Annotated in this window: 25 protein-coding genes, 1 tRNA gene, 1 pseudogene and 1 riboswitch; of the genes and pseudogenes, 10 read left to right on the top strand and 17 right to left on the bottom strand. The window is 70.6% G+C overall.

Features of this window, described 5'->3' with window-relative positions; translation table 11 throughout:
* Nucleotides 1–327: 327 nt before the first annotated feature.
* Nucleotides 328–1,284 (bottom strand): helix-turn-helix domain-containing protein, encoded by a 957-nt coding sequence (locus ABZ646_RS13980; RefSeq protein ID WP_360517474.1) that lies wholly within the window; start codon nt 1,282–1,284, stop codon nt 328–330.
* A gap of 144 nt (nt 1,285–1,428) precedes the next feature.
* Between ABZ646_RS13980 and ABZ646_RS13975 the strand changes: the two genes are divergently transcribed.
* Entirely contained in the window at nt 1,429–1,905 is a 477-nt protein-coding gene (locus ABZ646_RS13975; protein WP_360517471.1) for a hypothetical protein, read from the top strand.
* Between the two features lie 52 nt (nt 1,906–1,957).
* Here ABZ646_RS13975 and ABZ646_RS13970 read toward each other — a convergent pair whose 3' ends face one another.
* A complete protein-coding gene (locus tag ABZ646_RS13970; RefSeq protein WP_360517483.1) occupies nt 1,958–3,433 on the bottom strand; it encodes an MFS transporter in 1,476 nt (491 codons plus the stop codon).
* Nucleotides 3,434–3,517: 84 nt separating this feature from the next.
* Entirely contained in the window at nt 3,518–4,852 is a 1,335-nt protein-coding gene (locus ABZ646_RS13965) for a DUF445 domain-containing protein (RefSeq protein WP_360517468.1), read from the bottom strand.
* A gap of 173 nt (nt 4,853–5,025) precedes the next feature.
* On the opposite strand from ABZ646_RS13965, the gene ABZ646_RS13960 reads away from it, so the two are divergent.
* Nucleotides 5,026–6,345 (top strand): SGNH/GDSL hydrolase family protein, encoded by a 1,320-nt coding sequence (locus ABZ646_RS13960; protein ID WP_360517465.1) that lies wholly within the window; start codon nt 5,026–5,028, stop codon nt 6,343–6,345.
* 47 nt (nt 6,346–6,392) lie between these two features.
* Here the strand turns inward: ABZ646_RS13960 and ABZ646_RS13955 are convergent, their stop codons facing one another.
* The 4 genes from ABZ646_RS13955 to ABZ646_RS13940 are packed head-to-tail and all read right to left on the bottom strand — an operon-like array spanning nt 6,393 to nt 9,712.
* A complete protein-coding gene (locus tag ABZ646_RS13955; RefSeq protein ID WP_360517462.1) occupies nt 6,393–7,109 on the bottom strand; it encodes a DUF1707 domain-containing protein in 717 nt (238 codons plus the stop codon).
* A 32-nt stretch (nt 7,110–7,141) separates the two neighbouring features.
* A complete protein-coding gene (locus ABZ646_RS13950) occupies nt 7,142–8,101 on the bottom strand; it encodes an ABC transporter ATP-binding protein (protein WP_360517459.1) in 960 nt (319 codons plus the stop codon).
* A gap of 2 nt (nt 8,102–8,103) precedes the next feature.
* Nucleotides 8,104–8,919 (bottom strand): ABC transporter permease, encoded by an 816-nt coding sequence (locus ABZ646_RS13945; protein ID WP_360517456.1) that lies wholly within the window; start codon nt 8,917–8,919, stop codon nt 8,104–8,106.
* Nucleotides 8,912–9,712 carry an ABC-2 family transporter protein gene (locus ABZ646_RS13940; protein ID WP_360517480.1) on the bottom strand — a complete coding sequence of 267 codons (801 nt, stop codon included), beginning with the start codon at nt 9,710–9,712 and terminating at the stop codon, nt 8,912–8,914. Before ABZ646_RS13940 ends, ABZ646_RS13945 begins: the two co-directional genes overlap by 8 nt.
* 956 nt (nt 9,713–10,668) lie before the next feature.
* Here ABZ646_RS13940 and ABZ646_RS13935 point away from each other — a divergent pair.
* Nucleotides 10,669–12,999, top strand: a complete 2,331-nt coding sequence (locus ABZ646_RS13935) for a transglycosylase domain-containing protein (protein WP_360517477.1) — start codon at nt 10,669–10,671, stop codon at nt 12,997–12,999.
* Nucleotides 13,000–13,015: 16 nt separating this feature from the next.
* On the opposite strand, the gene ABZ646_RS13930 is transcribed toward ABZ646_RS13935, so the two are convergent.
* The 3 genes from ABZ646_RS13930 to ABZ646_RS13920 all read right to left on the bottom strand — a co-directional run bounded on the left by ABZ646_RS13930 (nt 13,016) and on the right by ABZ646_RS13920 (nt 14,237).
* Nucleotides 13,016–13,366, bottom strand: coding sequence for an SMR family transporter (locus ABZ646_RS13930; RefSeq protein WP_360517453.1), 351 nt, complete (start codon nt 13,364–13,366; stop codon nt 13,016–13,018).
* Between the two features lie 33 nt (nt 13,367–13,399).
* Nucleotides 13,400–13,469: riboswitch (guanidine-III (ykkC-III) riboswitch) on the bottom strand.
* Between the two features lie 55 nt (nt 13,470–13,524).
* Entirely contained in the window at nt 13,525–13,881 is a 357-nt protein-coding gene (locus ABZ646_RS13925) for a co-chaperone GroES (RefSeq protein WP_046730549.1), read from the bottom strand.
* Nucleotides 13,882–13,904: 23 nt separating this feature from the next.
* On the bottom strand, nt 13,905–14,237 hold the full coding sequence (locus tag ABZ646_RS13920; protein WP_360517450.1) for a DUF3618 domain-containing protein: 333 nt from the start codon (nt 14,235–14,237) through the stop codon (nt 13,905–13,907).
* A gap of 96 nt (nt 14,238–14,333) precedes the next feature.
* Here ABZ646_RS13920 and bcp point away from each other — a divergent pair, with 96 nt between their 5' ends.
* The 4 genes from bcp to ABZ646_RS13900 all read left to right on the top strand — a co-directional run bounded on the left by bcp (nt 14,334) and on the right by ABZ646_RS13900 (nt 16,351).
* A complete protein-coding gene (bcp, locus tag ABZ646_RS13915) occupies nt 14,334–14,801 on the top strand; it encodes a thioredoxin-dependent thiol peroxidase (RefSeq protein WP_046730547.1) in 468 nt (155 codons plus the stop codon).
* 141 nt (nt 14,802–14,942) lie between these two features.
* Nucleotides 14,943–15,596: an HNH endonuclease signature motif containing protein gene (locus ABZ646_RS13910; RefSeq protein ID WP_360517447.1), complete on the top strand. Its 654-nt coding sequence runs from the start codon at nt 14,943–14,945 to the stop codon at nt 15,594–15,596.
* Nucleotides 15,593–16,255, top strand: a complete 663-nt coding sequence (locus ABZ646_RS13905; RefSeq protein ID WP_360517444.1) for an HNH endonuclease signature motif containing protein — start codon at nt 15,593–15,595, stop codon at nt 16,253–16,255. Before ABZ646_RS13910 ends, ABZ646_RS13905 begins: the two co-directional genes overlap by 4 nt.
* A gap of 13 nt (nt 16,256–16,268) precedes the next feature.
* Nucleotides 16,269–16,351: transfer RNA gene (locus ABZ646_RS13900), tRNA-Leu, on the top strand.
* A 47-nt stretch (nt 16,352–16,398) separates the two neighbouring features.
* Here ABZ646_RS13900 and rdgB read toward each other — a convergent pair.
* The 4 genes from rdgB to ABZ646_RS13880 form a co-directional block, all read right to left on the bottom strand.
* Nucleotides 16,399–17,010: an RdgB/HAM1 family non-canonical purine NTP pyrophosphatase gene (gene rdgB / locus ABZ646_RS13895; protein ID WP_360517441.1), complete on the bottom strand. Its 612-nt coding sequence runs from the start codon at nt 17,008–17,010 to the stop codon at nt 16,399–16,401.
* A gap of 33 nt (nt 17,011–17,043) precedes the next feature.
* Nucleotides 17,044–17,448: a hypothetical protein gene (locus ABZ646_RS13890; RefSeq protein ID WP_360517438.1), complete on the bottom strand. Its 405-nt coding sequence runs from the start codon at nt 17,446–17,448 to the stop codon at nt 17,044–17,046.
* A gap of 129 nt (nt 17,449–17,577) precedes the next feature.
* Nucleotides 17,578–18,318, bottom strand: coding sequence for a ribonuclease PH (gene rph / locus ABZ646_RS13885; protein ID WP_360517436.1), 741 nt, complete (start codon nt 18,316–18,318; stop codon nt 17,578–17,580).
* Nucleotides 18,319–18,392: 74 nt separating this feature from the next.
* Nucleotides 18,393–18,626, bottom strand: coding sequence for a PTS glucose/sucrose transporter subunit IIB (locus tag ABZ646_RS13880; protein WP_071383815.1), 234 nt, complete (start codon nt 18,624–18,626; stop codon nt 18,393–18,395).
* A gap of 189 nt (nt 18,627–18,815) precedes the next feature.
* On the opposite strand from ABZ646_RS13880, the gene ABZ646_RS13875 reads away from it, so the two are divergent.
* Both ABZ646_RS13875 and ABZ646_RS13870 read left to right on the top strand, forming a co-directional pair.
* On the top strand, nt 18,816–20,114 hold the full coding sequence (locus ABZ646_RS13875; RefSeq protein ID WP_360517433.1) for a PTS transporter subunit EIIC: 1,299 nt from the start codon (nt 18,816–18,818) through the stop codon (nt 20,112–20,114).
* Between the two features lie 134 nt (nt 20,115–20,248).
* A complete protein-coding gene (locus ABZ646_RS13870; protein ID WP_360517430.1) occupies nt 20,249–21,499 on the top strand; it encodes a PTS transporter subunit EIIC in 1,251 nt (416 codons plus the stop codon).
* Nucleotides 21,500–21,576: 77 nt separating this feature from the next.
* On the opposite strand, the gene ABZ646_RS13865 is transcribed toward ABZ646_RS13870, so the two are convergent.
* Nucleotides 21,577–22,329: an MBL fold metallo-hydrolase gene (locus ABZ646_RS13865; RefSeq protein WP_358983361.1), complete on the bottom strand. Its 753-nt coding sequence runs from the start codon at nt 22,327–22,329 to the stop codon at nt 21,577–21,579.
* 238 nt (nt 22,330–22,567) lie between these two features.
* Between ABZ646_RS13865 and ABZ646_RS13860 the strand changes: the two genes are divergently transcribed.
* Nucleotides 22,568–23,026: a type II toxin-antitoxin system PemK/MazF family toxin gene (locus ABZ646_RS13860; RefSeq protein ID WP_360517427.1), complete on the top strand. Its 459-nt coding sequence runs from the start codon at nt 22,568–22,570 to the stop codon at nt 23,024–23,026.
* 3 nt (nt 23,027–23,029) lie between these two features.
* Here the strand turns inward: ABZ646_RS13860 and ABZ646_RS13855 are convergent, their stop codons facing one another.
* Together ABZ646_RS13855 and ABZ646_RS13850 are read right to left on the bottom strand one after the other, a co-directional pair.
* Complete coding sequence (locus tag ABZ646_RS13855) at nt 23,030–23,587, bottom strand: hypothetical protein (RefSeq protein WP_360517424.1); 558 nt, start codon at nt 23,585–23,587, stop codon at nt 23,030–23,032.
* 122 nt (nt 23,588–23,709) lie between these two features.
* A pseudogene (locus ABZ646_RS13850) lies at nt 23,710–24,167 on the bottom strand (hypothetical protein); the annotation flags it as partial.

The following is a 24,167-nucleotide window of genomic DNA, read 5'->3' as shown; positions in this document are numbered from 1 at the left end:
CCGGGGCGCTGTCCGCCGCGTACGTCGCCGCGTTCGCCGGGTCGCACCCCCTGGCCAAGAAGGTCGGCGCCTGGCCGTCCGTCCTCGGCGTGGCGGGAGCGGTGGCCCTGGCGTCCTGGGCCGTCGCCGACCGCAGGGGCTGAGCTCCGCACCGCCGGCCAGACGCCGAGCCCGGCACCGGGCCGCCTGACCGACTGACCGACTGGGCGCCGGGTCGCCGGGCTGACTGTCGACCGCCATCTGACCGACTGCCGTCTGGCCGACGGTCGCACAGTTTCTTTCCCCCCAGCCTTCGGCCGGGGGCACCCCCGGCGCCCTTGCGGGGGCTCAGTCCCGGGGGGCGCGGAACGCCCGGCGGTAGGCCTGGGGGCTTGTTCCGACGACTCTGCGGAAGCGTTCCCGGAAGGCCGTCGGGGAGCCGAAGCCCGACTGGGCCGCGATGCGTTCGACGGGGTGGCCGGTGGTCTCCAGGAGGTGCTGCGCCCGGCGCACCCTGGCCCGGTGCAGCCACTGAAGTGGAGTCGTGCCGGTCTGTTCGCGGAAGCGGCGGTTGAGGGTACGTGTGCTCATGCCGGCCCGCGCCGCGACCTCCTCCAGGGTGAGGTCCCGGTCGCAGTGGTCCGCCAGCCAGTTCAGCAGTGGCTCCAGGGTGGCCCCGGCCGGGGCCGGCGGCTGGTCGTGGACGATGAACTGGGCCTGGCCGCCCTCCCGTTCCAGCGGCATCACCGACATCCGGGCGGCGTGCGCCGCGACCGCCGAGCCGTAGTCCCTGCGGACCAGGTGCAGGCACATGTCCATGGCCGCCGCCGCGCCCGCCGAGGTCAGGAACTGGCCGTTGTCGACGTACAGGACGTTCGGGTCCACCTCGATCGCCGGGTGCCTCGCGGCCAGCGCGTCGGCCGCCGCCCAGTGCGTGGTCGCGCGCAGGCCGTCCAGCAGACCGGTGGCGGCGAGCACGAACGCCCCGACGCAGACGGACGCGATCCGGGTGCCGTTCGCCGCCGCCGCGCGCAGGGCCTCGACGACCTCGGCCGGCGGGACGGCGGCGGGGTCCGCGAGGCCCGGCACGACGACGGTGTCCGCCTCGCCCAGCGCGTCCAGACCGTACGGCGCCCGCACCGTGAACGCGCCGCCCGCCGCCGTCACCTCGGCCGCAGGACCGCACACCCGCACCCGGTAGGCGTCCCGGCCGTCGGGCAGCCGGGCCCAGCCGAAGGTGTCGATCGGCACGGTGAAGTCGGAGGGGATGACCTGGTCCAGGACCAGCACGGCGACGGTGTGCATGGCAGGAACCTAGCCGTCCGCCGGATTGCCGCCGCAGGAGGGGCCGCTCTCCCGCCACCGGCGCCCACCTCCTGGCGAGAATCCGTCGAACGGTGGCAGTATCGCCGCTTCTGCAAGATCTGCACGGCGCCTACGGTCGACGCCGTGACCAAGTTCCTCCTCGCCGTCCACGTCCTCGCGGCGATCGTCGCCATCGGTCCCGTCACCGTGGCCGCCAGCATGTTCCCGCCGGCCGCCCGGCGCGCCATCGAGGCGCCGGACGACGCCCGGGCCGCCGGGACCCTGCTCCTGCTGCACCGGATATGCCGGGTGTACGCGCTCGTCGGCGTCGTCGTCCCCGTGTTCGGGTTCGCCACGGCGAGCTCCATGCACGTGCTGGGCAGCGCCTGGCTGATCACGTCGATCGCGCTCACGGCACTCGCGGCGCTCGTCCTCGTCGCGCTGGTACTGCCCCGGCAGACCGCGCTGGTCGAGGGCGGGCCCGCGGAAGGGACCGGCGGCGGGGGCGGGACCCGGCAGGCGACCGTGCGACTCGCCATGTTCACCGGGTTGTTCAACCTCCTCTGGGCCGTCGTGACCGTGCTGATGATCGTCCGGCCGGGGTCCACCACCGGGGCCTGAGAGCGACCGAAGCCCCTGCGAACGGCTTCGTCCGGGGCGCCGCCCCGCCCCCCTAGGCCTGCGCCTTCGCCGTTTCGCCCCCCGCGGCCGACAGTGGTGTGGCCACGTCCTCCAGGGACCTGCGCTCCGCGTTCACCGCCAGCAGTGCCGCCACCAGTCCCGCCACGCACATCAGGCCCGCGCCGATCTGGAAGGCGAGGACCGTGTCCGACACCTTGCCCGTGCCCGTCAGGTCGGCGAACAGCACCGGCCCGCTGATGCCGCCGGCCGCCGTGCCCAGCGCGTAGAAGAACGCGATGGACATCGCGCGGGTCTCCATCGGGAAGATCTCGGACACCGTGAGGTACGCGCTGGACGCTCCGGCCGACGCGAAGAACAGCACGACGCACCAGCAGGCCGTGAGGGTCGTCGCGGTCAGGGAGCCGCGGTCGAACAGCCTGGCGGTGCCGAACAGCAGGAGGCCGGAGAGCAGGTACGTCCCGGAGATCATCACCCGTCGGCCGAGCGTGTCGAACAGCTTGCCCAGCAGCAGCGGGCCCAGGAAGTTGCCCACCGCGATGACGACGAAGTAGTAACCCGTGTCGCCCGTCGGCACGTCGAAGAACGTCGTGAGGATCGCGCCGAACCCGAAGGTGATCGCGTTGTAGAGGAACGCCTGCCCTATGAAGAGGGAGAAGCCGAGGGCGGCCCGCCGCCGGTAGTCGCGGAAGACCGTACGGGCGATCTCGGCGAAGCCGACGCTGCCGCGCTGGTGGATCACCAGCTCGCCCTCCGGCTCGGGCAGCGGCTCGCCCCTCTCCGCCTCCACCCGGCTCTCGATGGACGAGACGACCTCCTCGGCCTCCCGTTCCCTGCCGTGGATCAGCAGCCAGCGCGGACTCTCCGGGACGTTGCGCCGTACGAGAAGGATGACCAGGCCGAGGACGACCCCGAGGGCGAACGTCAGCCGCCAGCCCACGTCCTTGGCCAGGAAGTCCGTGTTCAGCGCGACGACCGAGAGCAGCGAGCCGCCGATCGCGCCGATCCAGAAGCTGCCGTTGATGACGAGGTCCACGCGACCGCGGTAGTACGCCGGGATCAGTTCGTCGATCGCGGAGTTGATCGCCGCGTACTCGCCGCCGATGCCGAACCCGGTCAGGAACCGGAAGAGGAAGAACCACCACGGGGCGAAGGAGAACGAGGTCAGCGCGGTGGCGGCCAGGTACACCGCCAGGGTGATCATGAAGAGTTTCTTGCGGCCGAAGCGGTCGGTCATACGGCCCCAGAACAGGGCGCCGATGCAGGCGCCCGCCACGTACAGGGCCGCGGCCGTGCCGGTGACCTGGCCGGAGGAGATCGCGAGGCCGCTGCCCGGTTCGGACAGCCGGCTCGCGATGTTGCCGACGACCGTGACCTCCAGCCCGTCCAGGATCCAGACCGTGCCGAGGCCGATGACGATCGTCCAGTGCCAGCGGGACCACGGGAGCCGGTCCAGACGGGCCGGGATACGGGAGGTGACCGTAGGTCCGCCGTGTTCGTCCACGCCCATGTCCGTAGCCGTACCCACACACGCCTCCTCGACCGGGACCGCTATACCGAAAGCCGCCCGATCGAGTGCCCCGCGGAACGCTCCCTACGCCCCGAGCGCCCGCGACACCGTGAAGATCAGCACGCCCGCCAGGGAGCCGACGACCGTGCCGTTGATGCGGATGAACTGGAGGTCGCGCCCGATGTGCGCCTCGATCTTCCGGGTGGTGTGCTCCGCGTCCCAGCCCGCCACGGTGTCGGTGATCAGGGAGGTGATCTCCTTGCGGTAGGTGGTCACCACGTGCACGGCCGCGCCCTCGACCCAGCTGTCGACCTTCCCCTGGACCTTGGGTTCGGTGGCCATCCGGGCGCCCAGCGAGATCAGGGAGGCGCGCACCCGCAGCCGCAGTTCGCTGCGTTCGTCCTCGGCCGCCGAGACGATCATGGATCGTACGGCCGTCCAGGCGGACGCGATCAGGTCCTGCACCTCGCCGCGGCCCAGCACGTCACCCTTGAGGCGTTCGATCCGGGCGCGGGTGTCGGTGTCGGACTGGAGGTCGTTCGCGAAGTCCGTGAGGAAGCGGTCGAGGGCGCCGCGCGCCGGGTGCGAGGGCATGTCCCGCATCTCGGCGCAGAAGCGCAGCAGTTCCTTGTAGACGCGCTCGCCGACCCGCCGGTCCACGAACCGGGGCGTCCAGCCGGGCGCGCCGCCCTGGACGGCGTCCATCACCGAGTCGCCGTGCAGCACCAGCCAGTCGTGGGCGCGGCTGACCACCAGGTCCACGACCCGCTTGTGGCCCTGGTCGGCGACGATCCGCTCCAGCATCTTGCCGATGCCCGGGGCGATCTCCTGGGCGTCGGCACGGCGGGTGATGGCCTCGCCGACCACGGCCTGGACGTCGGAGTCCCGCATCACGGTCAGGGCGCCGCGCAGCGCCGTAGCCAGCTCGGCCGTCACCCGGTCGGCGTTCTTCGGTTCGGCCAGCCACGCACCGAGCCGGCTGCCGATGCCGACGGCGTGCAGCCGCTGCCGTACGACGTCCTGGGAGAGGAAGTTCTCGCCGACGAACTCGCCCAGCGAGACGCCGAGCTGGTCCTTCTTGTTGGGGATGATCGCGGTGTGCGGGATGGGCACGCCGAGCGGGTGCCGGAAGATGGCGGTCACCGCGAACCAGTCGGCCAGCGCGCCGACCATGCCCGCCTCGGCCGCCGCGGCCACGTAGTCCGCCCACGGTCCGGCGCCCGCGCCCGACGCCCACTTGGCCAGCGCGTACACCAGGGCGACCAGCAGCAGCAGGCCGGTCGCCGTGCGCTTCATCCGCCGTACGCCCTGCTGACGTTCCTCGTCGGCCGGCGTGAAGGCGTTCATCGACTTGTACGACGGTACGGCGGTCGCGCGGCCGTCGGCCCGGCCGTCCGTCGTCTCCGTAGGTTCCGCCATCTGCTCCACCCGTTCGCAGCCGGTCCACCCTCACGGTGATCCCGCACATATTGTCCCTTGCCGACCTACTCCCGGAACGGAACAAGAGTTCCCGTCGTCTGTATGTCCGGGGAATTCCGGTCGGTCCTGATGCGTTTCAGACGCCGTCCACAGGTTGAGGAGAACGCATAAGCATGACCCGGCGTCACCACGGTTTCGCCCTGCTCGGGGCGGTAGTGGCACTGATCGTGGCCCTGTCCGCCGCCCTCTATCTCGTCGTAGCCCCCGACGACGGGGCGTCCGCGGCCACCGGTTCCCCGGGCGGCGGCGGGCACGGCGCCTCGGCCGCACCCGTCTCCGCCGGGACCTGGATCGGCTCCTGGGCCGCGGCCCCGGTGGGCGGCGAGCCGGGCACCGGCACGGACGGACTGGCGGGCCGGTCCGTGCGCAACGTCGTCCACACGAGCGCGTCCGGTACGAGCGCCCGGGTCACCCTGTCCAACCTGTACGGGCAGTCCGCGCTCACCCTCACCCACGCGTCCGTCGCCCTCGCGGCGGGCCACGACACCGCTGCGGCCGCCCCGGGGACGATGCGGCGGCTCACCTTCGGCGGTGCCGTCTCCGTGGTCATACCGGCGGGCGGGCAGGCGGTCAGCGACGCGGTGGCGCTGCGGGTGCCGCGCGCGGCGGACGTGCTGGTCACCACGTACTCCCCCACCGCGTCCGGTCCGGTCACCTACCACCCGCGCGCCCGCCAGATCTCGTACGTCGCGGCCGGGGACCGCACCGAGGACGCGGGGGCCGCCGCGTACACCGGGCAGACGCCGTACTGGCGTTACGTCACCGCCCTCGACGTGCTGAGCGACGACTCGGCCGGGACGGTGGTGGCGTTCGGGGACTCGCTGACGGACGGGATCACCTCCACGACGGGGGCGAACCGGCGCTGGACCGACGTGTTCGCGGGGCGGCTGCGCGGGGGTGGTCTGCGGTACGGCGTGGTCAACGAGGGGATCAGTGGCAACCAGGTCCTCGCGGACGGGGTCGGGCGGCCCGCCGTGAACGAGAGCGGGGTCGGCCGGTTCGGTCGGGACGTCCTGTCCCGCCCCGACGTGAAAGTCGTCGTCGTCGACCTCGGCGTCAACGACATCCTCCGCAACCCCGCGCTCGCCGACCCCGACGCGGTCGTCGCCGGGCTGCGCACGCTCGTCCGCGCGGCCCACGGACACGGGATCCGGGTGGTCGGGGCGACCCTGATGCCGTTCCAGGGGCACGCCGGGTGGACCCCGGCCAGGGAACGGGTCCGCGAGGAGATCAACGAACGGATCCGGTCGGGCCGGGTGTACGACGCGGTCACCGACTTCGACAAGGCACTGCGCGACCCGTACGCCCCCGACCGCCTCCGCCCCTACTACGACTCCGGAGACCACCTCCACCCGAACGACGCGGGCTTCGCGAAGATGGCTGAGTCGATCGACCTGCCCGGCCTGGGAAGCGGGGGGTCGGCGGCGCTGTAAGGTGCTCCACCCTGATCCGCCGCGGCGGTCAGTGGCATCGGCGTCGGTCAGTAGTCGCCGTGTCTGCGGTGGTGGCGGTCTTCTCGGCGTTCCTCGCGGAGCTCCCGGCGTTCTCCGCGGAGCCGGCGGCGTTCTTCCTTCAGGTGTCGGCGTTCCGCCTTCGTCGCCTTGTGCTGGACCTCGACGCCGCCCCAGAACGCCAGGCCCGTCACGATCACCCTGGGGGCGCCCGGGTCCGGCAGCGTCTCCTCCTCGTAGTGGTCGAAGCCGCCCATGACGCCGATGCCCCGCATCACCACCTCGACGCCCGGCGGCACGATCACGCTCACCCCGCCCATCACCGCGAAGCAGCTGATCTCCACCTCGCGGTCCGCGAAGTTCGCCTCGCGCAGGTCGATCTCGCCACCGCCCATGAACGCCAGGCAGGTGAAGCGCCTCGGCACCGTCCAGCGGCCCTTGCGCTGGAAGCCGGACATGACGGCCACCGCCCAGGTGGAGGTGCCCTCACCGCCGACGAACCGGCCGGCCCAACGCCCGTCGTCCGCCGCGGGCTTGGAAAGCGACACCGCGGGGGATCCGGTCGCCGGCAGATCCCTGGTGATCGGCGCCAGCTCACCGTACGTACGGGCCTGGTACGTCGCCTCCAGCCGCTCCTCGAACTCCGCCATGTCGAGCCGCCCCTCCGCGAGGGCGTCCCTGAGGATCTCGGCGACTCGTTCACGATCGGCGTCGGAGGCGCGCAACTCCGGGGCATCGTCGGTCATAGGAGCAGACTACGAGCTGACGGCGGCCGGGACTACGCGGTTGTACGCTCCGCGTAGATCGTCGCGATCACCGTCTCGATGTCGGGCTCGCGGACGGACAGGTCCACCAGCGGGTACTCCGCCGCGATCCTCGCCACCAGCGGCGCCGCCGACTCGGAGGCGGGGAACGCCAGCCACTGCCGCGGCCCCTCCACCTTCACCACCCGCGCCGAGCCGCCCGCCTCGATCGGCGGGAGCTCCCGCTCCAGGTCGACCACCAGGGTCCGTTCGCTCTCGCCCACCTCGTGCAGCCCGGCGAGCGGACCGTCGTACATCAGCCGCCCGTGGTCGATGACCATCACCCGGGAGCACAACTGCTCGATGTCCTGGAGGTCGTGGGTGGTGAGCAGGACCGTGGTGCCGCGTTCCGCGTTCAGCTCCCGCAGGAACTCGCGGACCCTGGCCTTGGAGATCACGTCCAGGCCGATCGTCGGCTCGTCCAGGTAGAGGACGTCCGGGTCGTGCAGGAGCGCGGCCACGATGTCGCCGCGCATTCGCTGGCCGAGGGAGAGTTGCCGTACCGGGACGTCCAGCAGCGTGTCCAGGGACAGGAGTTCGACCAGGCGGTCCAGGTTCTCCCGGTAACGGGCGTCCGGGATGCGGTACATGCGGTGCATCAGCCGGTAGGAGTCGACGAGCGGGAGGTCCCACCACAGGGTGGTGCGCTGCCCGAAGACGACGCCGATGCGGTGGGCCAGCTTCGTGCGCTCGCGGGACGGGTCGATCCCGGCGACCCGGAGCCGGCCCGCGCTCGGGGTCAGGATGCCCGTCAGCATCTTGATCGTCGTCGACTTGCCGGCGCCGTTCGGACCGATGTACCCCACCATCTCGCCGCGCGCCACCGTGAACGAGAGCGAGTCCACCGCCCGTACCTGCCGGCGCTCCCGCTTCAGGAAACCGGCCTTCTTGCGGACCTCGAAGACCTTCTCGACCCCGTCGACCTCGATGAACATCGTCAACTCCCCGTACTCCGGTAGGACCTGAGACCCGCCCGCCACGCCAGCCCCGCCAGCGCGCAGCACACCGCCGCCACCAGCGGCGGCGACCACACCGTCCACTCCGGCAGCCGCAGCGGGTACGACCGCCCCAGTACGTACGCCGCCGGCACCCAGTTGACGAAGGCCAGCGGCAGCATGAACGTCACCCCGCGCACGAACTCCTTCCCGAACACCGTCGGCGGGTACTGGAGCAGCGTCGTACCGCCGTAGGTGAACGCGTTCTGCACCTCGGCCGCGTCCTGCGCCAGGAACTGGAAGGCCGCGCCCGCCACGAACAGCGCACAGAAGATCACCGCACCGCTGCCCAGCATCAGCGGCACCAGGAGCAGCTTCGCCGCCGTCCAGTGGACGTCCACCGACACCGTCGCCCAGCCGAGGACCACCGCGCCCTGGGTGATCCGGCCGAGCCGGCGCAGCGCGAAGCGGTCCGCGCCCACCTGGGCGAGGACCGGGGCCGGCCGCACCAGCAGCGTGTCGAAGGAACCGTCCCGGATCCGGGAGCCCAGCACGTCCATCGAGCCGAGCACCAGGTCGGCCACCCCGAACGCGGTCGCCGACAGGCCGTACAGGAAGGCGACCTCGGGCAGCGACCAGCCGCCCAGCGAACCCACCCGGCTGAACATCAGCAGGATCGTCGCGAAGTCCAGGCCGGTCACCAGCAGGTTCCCGGCCACCGTGAGGAGGAAGGAGGTCCGGTAGATCATCGTCGAGCGGACCCACATCCCGGCGATCAGCCGGTACGTCCGCAGCCCCTCCAGGGCACGCTCACCCACCCTGCACCACCACCCGCCGGGTCGCCGCCGACTGCACCAGCCTGCCCACCGCCAGCAGCACCACCGCCCAGGCGGCCTGGAAGGCGAACGCCTCCGGCGCGCCGGTCTCCCCCATCAGCACGTCGGCCGGCATCTGGATCAGCGCCGCCCACGGCAGGGCCCGCGCGATCTCGCCGAGCGCGCCCGGGAACACGTTCAGCGGCAGGGTCATCCCCGAGAAGAACACCCCCGTGATCATCATGACCTGGTTGACGCCCATGCCGTCCATCAGCCAGAACACGCTCAGCGCCGCCAGGTAGCGGATGCCGAAGCTGACGAGCATCGCCAGCAGCAGCGCGACCAGGAAGGCCGCCCAGGTGCCGGCGTCGGACGGCAGCGCCGTCGGGAAGAACACCGCGCCGAACAGGAAGGGGATCACGCCCCGGCCCAGCATCTGGAAGAGCGAGCGGCCCAGGTCCGTCGCCAGCCACCACAGTTGCAGGTCCGCCGGACGGTACAGGTCGATCGCGATCGCGCCGGTTCGGATACGCTCCATCAGGTCTTTTTCGACACCCCCGCCCTGGATGGCGAGCGTCGCGTAAAGGCACTGACCGAGCCACACGTAGGTGACGGCCTGCGCCTGGTCGTAGCCTCCGAGGTGCGGTTTCTCGTCCCACAGCGCCAAGTACGTGTAGACGAGAATGATCCCGAAGGCCGTGTTGGTGAACACCCCTGCCGCAGTGGCCGCCCGGTACGTCGCGTACCTTCGGAAACCCCCCGCCGCGACGGCCGTGTACAACCGTCCCGCGCCCACGCCAACCGACCTCCCGGACCGCCCGACACCGAAGCGCAGGAGCCTACTGCGCGAACGACACCGCAGGCCACGCAATTTCCGTGACCGAAGCGTGCCGGAATCCGGGAACGGAACGCACGGTGCGAGAGTCTTCATCAGGGGGCGCAGAAGCGTACGAGGTCGTACTGGAACAAATGTACGACGCGAAACAGGAGTCCGTGCAGCACATGAGCGACGAGCCGCAGCCGCAGCAGCCGAACGAGGGCGGCGGAGGCCCGACGGAGCCGCCGGCTGCGGCCGAGGGGAAGCAGACGAAGCCAGCCGAGCCGGCCGAGGAGGCGAAGACACAGCCGACCGCCGCGGCCGACGAGCCGCAGCCGCAGAGATCCGCCGCGGCGGACCAGGCGGCGGCACAGGAGCCCGCCGAGCCGCGGGGAACGACGGCGGCCCAGGGCACCCAGGCAGCGGCCGCTGGAGACCAGGGGGCGCGGGCAGCCGCCGCGGGAGAAGGTCAGCGAGGAGCGCGGCCAGCCGCAGCAGCAGACCAGCCGAGTCCGCAGGCACCCGGCGCGGCAGACCAGCCGCGGGCGCAGGCACCCGCCGCGCCCGGGGGGCCGAAGGTACCGGTGGCCGGCGTGCCCGGCACGCCGGGGCGGCAGGCACCCGCCGCCGGAGGCCGGCCGGGGACGCAGGCGGCCGCGCCCGGAGACGAGCCGAGTCCGCAGGCACCCGGCGCGCCCGGGGGGCCGAAGGTACCGGTGGCCGGTGCCGCTGCTCAGGACACGCACACGCAGCAGCTCACCGCCGTGCGGAAGCCGCCGGCGCAGCGGGCCGCGCCGGCCGAGGACACGCAGACGCGGCAGCTCGCGGCGATCAGGGTGCCGAAGGCACCGGCGGCCACGCCGCCCGCGGCGGTCACGGCGTCCGGGGCGGAGCCGCCCGCCGCCGACGCGGAGACGAAGGGGGGCGGGAAGAAGATGAAGCGGACCAGGCGCACCGGATGGCGGCGGATCATCCCCACCTGGCGGATGCTGCTCGGCACCTTCGTGCTCGGCGCACTCCTGCTGATCGGCCTGTTCTTCCTCGGCTACTCGATGGTGAAGATCCCGGCGGCCAACGCGTTCGCCACCAAGCAGTCCAACGTGTACCTGTACGCCGACGGCTCCCAGCTCGCCCGCGACGGCGAGGTCAACCGGGAGAACGTGACCCTCGCCCAGGTCTCCAAGGACGCCCAGCACGCCGTGCTCGCCGCCGAGGACCGCGACTTCTACATTGAGTCCGCCGTCGACCCCAAGGCGATGCTGCGCGCCGCCTGGAACACCGCGACCGGCAAGGGCACCCAGTCCGGCTCGACGATCACCCAGCAGTACGTGAAGAACTACTACCTCGCGCAGGAGCAGACCGTCACCCGCAAGGTGAAGGAGGTGTTCGTCGCGATCAAGCTGGACCGCAACGAGTCCAAGGACCGGATCCTGGAGGGCTACCTCAACACCAGCTACTTCGGCCGCAACGCCTACGGCATCCAGGCCGCCGCCCAGGCCTACTACGGCAAGGACGCCGCCGATCTCGACCCGGCCCGCGCCGCCTACCTCGCCGCGCTCGTCAACGCGCCCAGCGAGTACGACGTCGTCGCCCACCCCGAGAACAAGGCCGCGGCCATCGCCCGCTGGAACTACGTCCTCGACGGCATGGTCAAGAAGGGCTGGCTCAGCGAGACCAAGCGGGCCGCCATGAAGTTCCCGATGCCCAAGGAGCAGACCGTCTCCACCGGCATGTCCGGGCAGCGCGGCTACATCGTCAACGCCGTCAACGACTACCTGGTCAAGAACAAGATCATCGACTCGGACTCCCTGGAGGCCGGCGGCTACCGCATCACCACCACCCTGGAGAAGGACAAGCAGAACGCCTTCGTCAAGGCGGTCGACGACAAGCTGATCTCCCAGCTGGACAAGAAGAACAACAAGGTCGACAACTACGTCCGCGCGGGCGGCGCCTCCGTCGACCCGAAGACCGGCAGCGTCGTCGCCATGTACGGCGGCATCGACTACGTGAAGCAGTACACCAACGGCGCGACCCGCGGTGACTTCCAGGTCGGCTCCACCTTCAAGCCGTTCGTGTTCGCCTCCGCCGTCGACAACGGCTCCACCACCCAGTCCGGGCAGACCATCACCCCGAACACCTACTACGACGGCACCAACAAGCGCACCGTCCAGGGCTGGCCCGGCGGCGCCTACGCACCGGAGAACGAGGACGAGAAGTCGTACGGACAGATCACCGTCCGCAAGGCCACCGACCTGTCGGTGAACTCGGTGTACGCGCAGATGGCCGTCGACGTCGGCCCCTCCAAGGTCAAGCAGACCGCCGTCGGCCTGGGCATCCCCGCCGACACCAAGGACCTCCAGCCGTACCCGTCCATCGCGCTCGGCACCGCCACCGCCAGCGTCCTGGACATGGCGGAGGCCTACGCCACGCTCGCCAACCACGGCAAGCACGGCACGTACACGATGGTCGCGAAGATCACCAAGAACGGCACGGAGACCGTCCAGCTGCCCACGTCCAAGACCGTCCAGGCGGTCAGCCGCCAGGCAGCCGACACCACCACGTCGGTCCTGCAGAGCGTCGTCGACAACGGCACCGCCACCGCCGCCCAGGCCGCGGGCCGCCCGGCCGCAGGCAAGACCGGCACCGCGGAGGAGGACACCGCCGCCTGGTTCGCGGGCTACACCCCCGATCTCGCGACCGTCGTCTCCGTGATGGGCCAGGACCCGGTCACGGCCGCCCACAAGCCGCTCTACGGCGCGCTGGGCCTCGCCCGGATCAACGGCGGCGGCGTCCCCACCGAGATCTGGTCGCAGTACACCAAGGCCGCCCTCAAGGGCACCGCGCCCTTCGCCTTCGACCTCGACCTCCAGGCGGGCGCCGAGACCCAGGCACCCGCCACCCTCGGCCCGGCCACCCCGGGTACCGGCGGCCAGGACAACGGCGGCACCCCGGGCACCGGCGGCCAGGACAACGGCGGCACCACCGGCGGCGACCAGAACACCGGCGGCACCACCGGCGGCGGCACGACGGGCGGCTCCCCCACGTCCGGCACGACGGGTGGCTCCCCCACGTCCGGCACCGGCAACGGCGGTACGACCACCTCCGGCACCAGTACCGGTACGACGACCTCGGGCACCGACTCCGGGACCTCCGCGGGAACCACCACCGACGGGACCAGTACGGGCACCTCGGCCGGGACCGGGGACGCCGGGACGTCGACGGGGACCACGGCCGGCGACAACGGCGGCGGCCTCGGATTCGGGTAGCCGCCCACCGGACCGGTCAGTGACCGCTGGTCGCCTTGAGCCCCACCACGGCGACCAGCAGCAGGCACACGAAGAAGATCCGGGCGGCGGTGGCCGGCTCCCCGAGCACCACCATCCCGAACACCGCCGCCCCCGCCGCCCCGATCCCCACCCATACGCCGTACGCGGTACCGAGGGGCAGGGACCGGGCGGCGTACGACAGCAGCAGCATGCTGGCGACGATCCCGGCGCCGGTGAACAGACTGGGTACGGGCCGGGTGAAACCGTCGGTGTACGGGGGTTCGGGGGTGTCCCCCAATGAGCGCAGCATTCCGACGGACCAGCTGACCTCCAGCAGACCGGCGACGACGAGCAGAACCCAGGCCATGACGGCACCTCCGAGACGTTTCGCTGAGCACGGGGTGCGTCGTCTTTGCCCCCACGGTCCCGGTACAGCGCGTCTCGTCGGGCTGACCCTTCGAAGGTAGCAAAGAAACGACAAAAAGAGCTGGTGACCGTAGCCACCAGCCCTTTTCTACCGTCGATTCACAGATACAGGCCGGTCGAGTCCTCCGAGCCCTCGAACCGGTCGGCGGCCACGGCGTGCAGATCGCGCTCCCGCATCAGCACGTAGGCCACGCCCCGCACCTCGACCTCGGCACGGTCCTCCGGGTCGTACAGCACCCGGTCGCCGGGCTCCACCGTCCGCACGTTCTGACCGACCGCGACCACCTCGGCCCAGGCCAGCCGACGCCCGACCGCCGCCGTGGCGGGGATCAGGATGCCCCCGCCCGACCGGCGCTCGCCCTCCCCGGTGTCCTGCTTGACCAGAACCCGGTCGTGCAGCATCCGGATGGGCAGCTTGTCGTGCTGGCTGCTCTGCTCGTCTCTCTTGGCGCTCACGCCTTGAACCTACCTGCCTCTGATCAGCTCTTACGCCGCCGGGTGCCGCTGAGGACCAGCAGCCCGACCACGCCCACGGCGACGAGGGCGACCGGCACGACCCGCTCGAGGCGCGGCGCGCCCCCCTCGTCCACGAACTGGGCCTTCACATCGCTCACGACCCGGTTGACCTGGACATAGGCCCTCCCGAGGGTGTGGTCGACGTTGGCCGCGACCTTGGCCTTCGCGTCGCCGACGATGGTCTTCGGGTGCACCCGCACCCCGATCTCGTCCAGCGTCTCGGCCAGCACCTCGCGGCGGCGCTTGATGTCCGCCTCGATCTGCGCCGGGGTTCTGGTGTCCGACGTCTCCGCCACCGTAGGCCCTCCGAACTCTGCGGTACTGCATGTTCTGGACAGTCTGTCAGTTCTCGCCCCGGCCGCCATGTCAGGACCCCCCGTTACGCTAGAGCGATGAGCGAGCGACTCCAGCCCGGGGACGTAGCCCCCGACTTCACCCTCCCCGACGCCGACGGCAACGAGGTGTCCCTCTCCGCCCACAAGGGCCGCAAGGTCATCGTCTACTTCTACCCCGCGGCCCTCACCCCAGGCTGCACGAAGCAGGCGTGCGACTTCACGGACAACCTCTCCCTGCTCGCCGACGCCGGCTACGACGTCCTCGGCATCTCCCCCGACGCCCCGGAGAAACTCGGCAAGTTCCGCGAGAAGGAGAACCTCAAGGTCACCCTCCTCGCCGACCCCGACAAGAAGGTCCTGGACGCGTACGGCGCCTTCGGCGAGAAGATGAACTACGGCAAGACGTATCTGGGCGTCATCCGCTCCACGATCATCGTCGACGAGACCGGCAAGGTCGAAAAGGCCCTCTACAACGTCCGCGCCACCGGCCACGTAGCCAAGATCATCAAGGATCTGGGCATCTGACGCCCACCCCCTCTCGCACCGACGGCCCGCCCCGGGACGACCCGGGACGGGCCGCTCCTCTTTTCCGGGCGTGACTGTCCGATAACCGGTTCGTTACTCCGTACGGGCTGCGAACGCGCGGCCGGAGACGGAGGGGGCTCGGTGGGAGCGAGTGCGTACACCAGGGAGCGGCTGACAGAGGCGGCTCGGGGAGCGCGGACGCTGTCGGAGGCGTTGGGGAGGCTGGGGGTGGATCCGGGGAGTTCGACGCGGCGGTATGTGTACGAACGGATGAAGAAGCTGGGCGTGGACGTGTCGCACTTCGAGCGGGAGGGGGTGAAGTGGACACGGGAAGCACTGGAGGGGGCGGTGGCGGCCTCGACGAACATGTGCGAGGTGCTGCGCCGACTGGGGCTTGAGGTGGTCGGCGGGCATCACACGCACATCAGCCGACGGGTCAAGGCGTACGGGATCGACACCTCACATTTCCGGCTACCGACCCGGCAGGGCAAGCCGTGGCGTCCGCGAACCCCCGAAGGGCTGCTCATCGAGCAGTCGGAGGACCGTGCCCGCCGCATTCCGAGCGACCGGCTCAGGTGGGCGATGACGGCGATGGGCGTGCCGGAGCTCTGCGCCGGGTGCGGCACGGAAGCGGTCTGGCGAGGCCGCCCGCTCCCGCTGGAGGTCGACCACATCGACGGCAACTGGCGCGACAACCGCATCCAGAACCTGCGCCTGCTCTGCCCCAACTGCCACTCCACCACGGACAGCTATCGAGGGCGAGGCAAAGGCCGCACCCAGGGTGGCTCGGCATGAGCAGCGGCGTGCGGTACACCCGTGAACGGCTGGAGGAAGCGGCCCGGCTGTGCTCCAGCATCGATGACGTGATCGCCTACTGCGGCAGCGCCCCTTACGCCAGACTCGATCGCTACCTCCGCGAGCGCTTCACCCACTTCGGAATCGACATCTCGCACTTCCTTGACCCCGGCCGGCAAACGCGCCCCGGGACCGACGAGTTACGCGCGGCAGTGGCCGAGTCGGTCTCCGTCTCCGGAGTACTGCGCCTGCTGCGGCGCCCGGATACCAGCACTCAGCGTGCACGGCTACGCCAGTGGATCGCCGAGGAAGGACTGGCCACCGCGCACTTCCTTGGGCAGGCGCATTCACGGGGAAAGAGCCGCCCGGACAAGGCCAAGCGTCCAGAGGACATCCTGGTCAAGCACAACGGCAAGCGCCGGACCAGGACCCATCTGCTGCGCCGGGCGCTTTGCCGAGTTGGCGTGCCCGAAGCCTGCGCAGAGTGCGGAGTGGGTTCCGAATGGCTCGGCAAACCAATGACTCTCGAGATCGACCACATCAACGGAGACTGGAGCGATGACCGACAGGAGAACTTGCGGCTGCTCTGCCCCAACTGCCACGCGATCACCGACACGTGGTGCAGAGGCGGCAATCGACGCCGTCCACAATCCGGGTAGCATGGGCGGGCACGCGGCCGTTGCTGAATGGTATAAGCAGAGGTTTTAGGTGCCTCGGGGCATTTGCCCATGTGGGTTCGACTCCCATCGGCCGCACGTTCAGAGGGGCTGCCCTGCCCTGCCGGGCGGCCCCTCCCCCGTTCTCAGCCCAGCAGTTCCCGCACCGCCGGCACCAGTGCCCGGAACGCCTTCCCCCGGTGGCTGATCGCGTTCTTTTCGGCGGGGGTCAGTTCGGCGCATGTGCGCGTCTCTCCCTCCGGCTGGAGGATCGGGTCGTAGCCGAAGCCGTTCGTGCCGGTGGGGGTGTGGCGGAGGGTGCCGCGGAGTCGGCCCTCGACCACGCGCTCCGTGCCGTCGGGGAGGGCCAGGGCCGCCGCGCAGGCGAAGTGGGCGCCCCGGTGTTCGTCGGCGATGTCGGAGAGCTGGGCCAGGAGCAGGTCGAGGTTGGCCTTGTCGTCGCCGTGGCGGCCGGCCCAGCGGGCGGAGAAGATGCCGGGGGCGCCGTGCAGGACGTCGACGCAGAGGCCGGAGTCGTCGGCGACGGCCGGGAGGCCGGTGGCCCGGGCGAGGGTGTGGGCCTTGAGGAGGGCGTTCTCGGCGAAGGTGACGCCCGTCTCCCTGACGTCGGGGATGTCGGGGTACGCGTCGGCGCCGACCAGTTCGTGGGGCAGTCCCGCCTCGGCGAGGATCGAGTGCAGCTCGGTGATCTTTCCGGCGTTGCGGGTGGCGAGGATCAGGCGGGGCGTCGTGGTCATGGGTGGCAGTATCGCAAGTGCCCCGGCGGCCGGTTACGGCGTGCAGACCTTCGTGAGTTCGCCGGCGGCGTCGGTGACCGGCGCGACGTCGGGGGTGGAGTCGCCGTTCCTGATGGCCGTGCGGACGTTGTCCACGGCTCGTTGGAGGTCGTCGACGGCCTTGTTGACGTCGGTGTCGTCCGTCCTGTCGCCGATCTTCTTGAGGTTCTGCTGGATGGAGTCGAGGGCGGCATCGGCCCGGGTGGGGTCGTTCGCGGCGTTCTCGACGGCCTGCTGGAGGCCGGTGACGCCGTCGGCGATGGAGTCGGCGGTCTGGACGCAGTCCAGGGCCTTGTCGACGGTGCCGCAGCCGGTGAGCAGGGCGGCGGCGAGTGCGGTGGTCGCGGCTGCGGCGGCGATGGCGGTGGTGCGACGGCCTCGGCGTCGGCTGGCGACCATGAAAGTGTTCCCCTCCCCGTTGACGGCTGGCCGGGCGCACGGTTGTTCACGCCGTGCGCCCGTAGTCATAGGGACGCGGGGTCGGGCGCCCTGGTTGCCTCGGCTTTTTTGGTTCCCTTTACTGTCCGCTCACTGCTGCGCGGCGGCGGATTCGAGGGCGGCCCGCTGGATGGCGGCGAGGTCGGTGCAGCCGGCGACGGCGAGGTCGAGCAGGGCGTTGAGTTCGTCGCGGGCGAAGGGCTCGGCCTCGGCGGTGCCCTGGACCTCGACGAAGCGGCCGTCGCCGGTGCAGACGACGTTCATGTCGGTCTCGGCCCTGACGTCCTCCTCGTAGCAGAGGTCGAGGAGCGGGACCGAGCCGACGATGCCGACGGAGACGGCGGAGACCGTGCCGGTGAGGGGCTGGCGTCCGGCCTTGACGAGCTTGCGTCCCTTCGCCCAGGCGACGGCGTCGGCCAGGGCCACGTACGCGCCGGTGATGGCCGCGGTGCGGGTGCCGCCGTCGGCCTGGAGGACGTCGCAGTCGAGGACGATGGTGTTCTCGCCGAGGGCCTTGTAGTCGATGACGGCGCGCAGGGAACGGCCGATGAGGCGGGAGATCTCGTGGGTGCGGCCGCCGATCTTGCCCTTGACGGACTCGCGGTCGCCGCGGGTGTTGGTGGCGCGGGGCAGCATGGAGTACTCCGCGGTGACCCAGCCCTCGCCGCTGCCCTTGCGCCAGCGGGGGACGCCTTCGGTGACGGAGGCGGTGCAGAAGACCTTGGTGTCGCCGAAGGAGACGAGGACGGAGCCTTCGGCGTGCTTGCTCCAGCCGCGTTCGATGGTGACGGGGCGGAGCTGTTCGGGGGTGCGGCCGTCGATGCGTGACATGGCGACGAGCCTATCCATAGCGCCGAAGGGGCTCCTCCCCAGGCGGGAGGAGCCCCTTCGGGGTGGATCAGCGGTTACATCATGTCCTCGATCTCGGCGGCGATCGGGTCGGCGTCGGTGCCGATGACGACCTGGATGGCGGTGCCCATCTTGACGACGCCGTGGGCGCCGGCGGCCTTCAGGGCGGCCTCGTCGACCTTGGAGGCGTCGTGCACCTCGGTGCGCAGCCGGGTGATGCAGCCCTCGATCTCGTCGATGTTGTCGATTCCGCCGAGGCCGGCGACGATCTTCTCAGCCTTGCTGGCCATGTAGTTTCTCCCTGATCCGAACCGCTTTGTCGCAGTAACCCACAGTTGGCCCATCTTTGCGAGCGGTCGTGCCGCGGGTGCCGAATGATGGCGAGCACCGCGGCGGAACCGTCTGCCGACTGGTCTACACCAGCGGGCGGGTGGTCGCCAAACCCCTGCGGTGGAGCCGAGCGGCCCGGAGGACGCGCCATGAGTGCCGAGAGCGCCGACAGCACGGCCGGTCCCGCGCGGGAGCGGTGGCACGTCCTGTTCCAGGGGTTGCAGAAGATGGGGCGGAGCCTTCAGCTGCCGATCGCGGTGCTGCCGGCGGCGGGCATCCTGAACCGGCTGGGGCAGCCCGACATCTTCGGGGTCGGGGGGCTTGGCTGGACGGGCGTGTCCAAGGTGATGCAGGGGGCGGGCGGGGCGCTGCTCGACGGTTCGGTCGGACTGCCGCTGCTGTTCTGTGTCGGGGTCGCGATCGGGATGGCGAAGAAGGCGGACGGTTCGACGGCGTTGGCGGCGGTGGCGGGCTTCCTCGTCTACTACGGGGTGCTGCACCAGTTCCCGCAGTCCTGCCCGGGTGGGTCGAGGACGCTGCCCGGGATCGGGTGCCAGGTGAGCGACGGGACGGTGTCGACGTGCACGTTCCAGAATCCGGGGGTCTTCGGCGGGATCGCGCTGGGATTGCTGACCGCCTTCTTCTGGGCCCGGTACCACCGGACGAAGCTGGTGGACTGGCTGGGGTTCTTCAACGGGCGGCGGCTGGTCCCGATCATCATGTCGTTCGTGGCCATGGGGTTCGCCGCGCTGTGCCTGTGGATCTGGCCGCCGGTCGGGAGCGGCCTGGAGAGCTTCAGTCACTGGCTGCACGGGGTGGGGGTGTGGGGCGCGGGGGTGTTCGGGCTCGCGAACCGGGCGCTGCTGGTGGTGGGGCTGCACCAGTTCCTGAACGTGCCCCTCTGGTTCCAGTTCGGCAGCTACACGACACCGGACGGGCGGACGGTGCACGGTGACATCAACATGTTCCTCGCGGGTGATCCGCAGGCGGGCCAGTTCACGTCGGGGTTCTTCCCGATCATGATGTTCGCGCTGCCGGCGGCCGCGCTCGCCATCACGCACTGCGCGAAGCCGCACCGGCGCAAGGAGATCGGCGGTCTGATGCTGTCGGTGGCCCTGACCTCGTTCGTCACCGGCATCACCGAGCCGCTCGAGTACTCGTTCATGTTCGTCGCGCCGCTGCTGTACGTGGCGCACGCGGTGCTGACCGGGGTGTCGATGGCGGTGACCTGGGGGCTCGGGGTGCACGACGGGTTCGGCTTCTCGGCGGGGCTGATCGACTACGTCATCAACTGGCGGCTGGCGACGAAGCCCTGGCTGATCGTGCCGATCGGCCTGTGCTTCGCGGCGGTCTATTACGTGGCCTTCCGGTTCGCGATCACGCGGTTCGACCTGAGGACACCGGGGAGGGAGCCGGAGGACGAGGTGGAGGACGTCACCAAGGCCTGAGCGGCCTGTCACCGGATGGCGTACGCCGGGTAGCGCTGCGGTCGCGGGATTGACGGGTTCCTTATAACGCCCCCATCGTGTACAACAGGTCTACACCACTGAGTGGTGTAGACCATCACCGATGGAGGAAGTCTATGAGCACCGCCACCGCGCCCACGGCGGCTCCCGCGAAGAAGCGGGGATCCGGGCTGTTCCAAGGCCTGCAGAAGGTCGGCCGCAGCCTCCAGCTGCCGATCGCCGTGCTCCCGGCGGCCGGTCTGCTGCTCCGCTTCGGCCAGCAGGACATCCACGACAAGCTGCACCTGCCGGACAAGGTCACGGCGGTGTTCGCCACGGCGGGTGGCGCGATCTTCGACAACCTCCCGCTGCTGTTCTGCATCGGTGTCGCGATCGGTTTCGCCAAGAAGTCGGACGGCTCGACCGCGCTGGCGGCGCTGGTCGGCTTCCTGGTCTACAGCAACGTCCTGAAGGCGTTCCCGGTCACCGAGGCGAAGGTCCAGGCGGGCGCGGACATCGCCGCCACCTACAACAACCCCGGTGTGCTGGGCGGCCTGGTGATGGGTCTGCTGGGCGCGGTGGCCTGGCAGCGGTTCCACCGCACCAAGCTGGTGGACTGGCTCGGCTTCTTCAACGGCCGCCGGCTGGTCCCGATCATCATGGCCTTCGTCGGTACCCTCATGGGCGTCTTCTTCGGCCTGATCTGGGAGCCGATCGGCAACGGCATCTCCGACTTCGGCAAGTGGATCACGGGCCTCGGCGCCTTCGGTGCCGGTCTGTTCGGTCTGATCAACCGCGCGCTGATCCCGGTCGGCATGCACCAGTTCGTGAACACCGTCTCCTGGTTCCAGATCGGCGACTTCAAGAACTCCGCCGGTGTGGTCGTCCACGGTGACCTGACCCGCTTCTTCGCCGGTGACCCGACGGCCGGTCAGTTCATGTCCGGCTTCTTCCCCATCATGATGTTCGGCCTGCCGGCCGCCGCCCTGGCCATCGCGCACACCGCCCGCCCGGAGCGCCGCGCGGCCGTGCTGGGCATGATGATGTCGATGGCGCTGACCTCCTTCGTGACCGGTGTGACCGAGCCGATCGAGTTCACCTTCATGTTCATCGCGCCGCTGCTGTACGTGATCCACGCGGTCCTGACCGCCCTGTCCATGGCGATCACCTGGGCGCTCGGGGTGCACGCGGGCTTCACCTTCTCCGCGGGTGTCATCGACTACATACTCAACTGGAACCTGGCGACCAAGCCCTGGCTGATCATCCCGATCGGCCTGGTCTTCGGAGCGGTCTACTACTTCGTCTTCCGGTTCGCCATCATCCGGTTCAACCTCCCCACCCCGGGCCGCGAGCCCGAGGAGGAGGTCGAGGACCTCACGAAGGCGTGAGTCCGGCAGCACCCATGACGAAGGCCCCCGCCGCGGCGGGGGCCTTCTCGTGTACGGCCCTGAACGCCGTACACACGTCAGATCTCGTACGTCGCTCTCGGCGCCGCGAGTTCCACCGGGCCGTCGAAGACCTCGCGCGCGTCGGCGAGGTTGACGGCGGGGTCGGTCCACGGCGGGATGTGGGTGAGGACCAGCTTGCGGGCCCCGGCGCGGGCGGCGGTCTCGCCGGCCTCGCGGCCGTTGAGGTGCAGGTCCGGGATGTCCTCCTTGCCGTGCGTGAACGCGGCCTCGCACAGGAACAGGTCGGTGTCCCGGGCCAGCTCCTCCAGCGTCTCGGTGACGCCGGTGTCGCCCGAGTAGGTCAGGGACTTCCCGGCGTGCTCGACGCGGATGCCGTACGCCTCCACGGGGTGCCTGACCCGCTCGGTGTGGACGGTGAAGGGGCCGACGTCGAACGTGGACGGCTTGACCGTGTGGAAGTCGAAGACCTCGCTCATCGAGGAGGCGGTGGGGGTGTCGGCGTAGGCCGTGGTGAGCCGGTGTTCGGTGCCCTCGGGGCCGTAGACGGGGAGCGGGGGGCACGGGCCGCCGTCGTGGCGGTAGTAGCGCGCCACGAAGTAGGCGCACATGTCGATGCAGTGGTCGGCGTGCAGATGGCTCAGGAAGATCGCGTCGAGGTCGTAGAGACCGCAGTGGCGCTGCAGCTCGCCCAGGGCGCCGTTGCCCATGTCGAGGAGCAGCCGGAAGCCGTCGGCCTCTACGAGGTAGCTCGAGCAGGCCGATTCCGCGGACGGGAACGACCCCGAGCAGCCGACGACGGTGAGCTTCATGAAGCAGAAACCTCCGTTGGCGGGACGCCCGGACGGACCGGGAACTGGAGTCGGGAAAATGGGGTGGGCGGGGGTCGTGCGGTTTGTCGAGCGTAAGGCGCAAAAGGGCCGGTCGCTCCTCCGCCAGGGGCCGTTGTGTGCGAACTCACCTGTGCTGTCACCGGTTCGGCTGGACCGGGGGCGTATCAGGATTGCGTAAGGGCGCGCGTCGATTATCTCGCGCCGGTAACGTCGTCGTATGGACACGTCTTGGTGGCTCGCGCTCGCGGCGGTGGTCCTGCTCGCGCTGGTCGCCACCCTCGTCGACGGCTGGGGCAGGGGGCACCGTCCGCGTGGGCACAGCACGCGCCCCCCGGGGCATCCGCGCAGTACCCGGGACAGGGCCGGACGGCCCCATCCGGGCGACATCTGGTGGGCCAACGTGCCCTACGAGGACGCTCCCGGCGCCAAGGACCGGCCGTGCCTGGTGCTGGCGGTGCGCGGCAACCGGGCCACCGTCGCCAAGATCACCAGCAAGTACCACGACGAGCGCGCCGGGGTGATCCCGTTGCCGCCGGGCTCGGTCGGGGACTCCCAGGGCCGGCCGAGCTTCCTGGAGACGGACGAGCTGCGCGAGCTCGCGGTGTGGGACTTCCGGCGCCGGGTGGGCGTGGTGGACCCGGTGCTGTGGGACCAGGTGCGGCACCTGGCCGGGTGAACCTCATTTCACCCGTACGAGGACGCGCCACTCCTGGATGCCCTTGCAGGAGACCCGGCCGGGCGCGGTGGGCTGCGCGCACAGCGGGCGGGTGGAGCTGAGCGTGACCGTGCCCGCGGCGACGGCCTGGTAGGCGGCTCCGGCGTCACCGCCGCGGAGCATGATCCCGTAGTTCACGGGCTTGAGGGCACCGGTGTCGCCGCCGACGGCGATCTTCTCCCAGGGGCGCTGCGAGGTGCCGGTCAGGGTGATCCGGAGGGTGCCGTGCCGCGCCAGGCAGTAGGTACGGCCGCTGTCGGCGGCGGTGAGCTCGGAGGTCAGGGGCGTGCAGCCGCCGGACGAGCCGCCGGCACCCGTGCCGGAACTCGGGGTCGCGCTCGGGGTGGCGCTCGCGGTCGGGCTCGGGGTGGTGGTGCCGGTGGGGGTCGCGCTGGGGCTCGCGGTCGGCGCGGGAGACACCGCGCCGCCGCCCTGGTCGCCCCCGCCCTGGGAGCCGCAGCCCGCCAGCAGGAGCAGGGTCGTCGCGGCGAGCGACGCGCGGTGGAACGTCGTACGGCGCATGGGGTGTCCGCCTTTCCGTCGGGGAACGGACCCTTGGTGCCGATATGACGTATCCCCCGGTCATACGGATCCCGCACCCGGACGGCTTCCGGGGGCGGGATCCGGTCGGAGCACGGCACTTGTCAGCCGGTCGTCACGGCGGTGTCGTCGACGACGAAGCTGGTCTGGAGCGAGGAGTCCTCGACACCGCTGAACTTCAGGGTGACGGTCGAGCCCGCGTAGGACCCGAGGCTGAAGGACTTCTGCACGTATCCGGAGGCCGCGTTGAGGTTGGAGTACGTGGCCAGGGTGGTCGAACCGGCGCTGACCGTCAGCTTGTCGTACTGGGTGCTGGTGGTGGTCTCGGCGGTGTCGACGTGCAGGTAGAAGGTGAACGTGGTGTTGGTGCAGCCGGCCGGGATCGTCACCGACTGGGACAGCGTGTCGGTGTGGGCGGAGCCGTACCCGTCGAGCCAGGCGTAGTACGAGCCGCCGTGCGCCGACTCGCTGGTGGAGTTGGTGATGACCCCGCTGGAGGCGGTCCAGGTGGTGTTGCCCGACTCGAAGCCGTTGTTGCCCAGCAGCTGCGAGGAGGTGCAGG

This window comes from Streptomyces sp. NPDC007162, assembly GCF_040634175.1.
Classification (GTDB): Bacteria; Actinomycetota; Actinomycetes; order Streptomycetales; family Streptomycetaceae; genus Streptomyces.
Note: the sequence above shows the minus strand (reverse complement) of the source record. Positions and strands in the feature narration are given on the sequence as shown.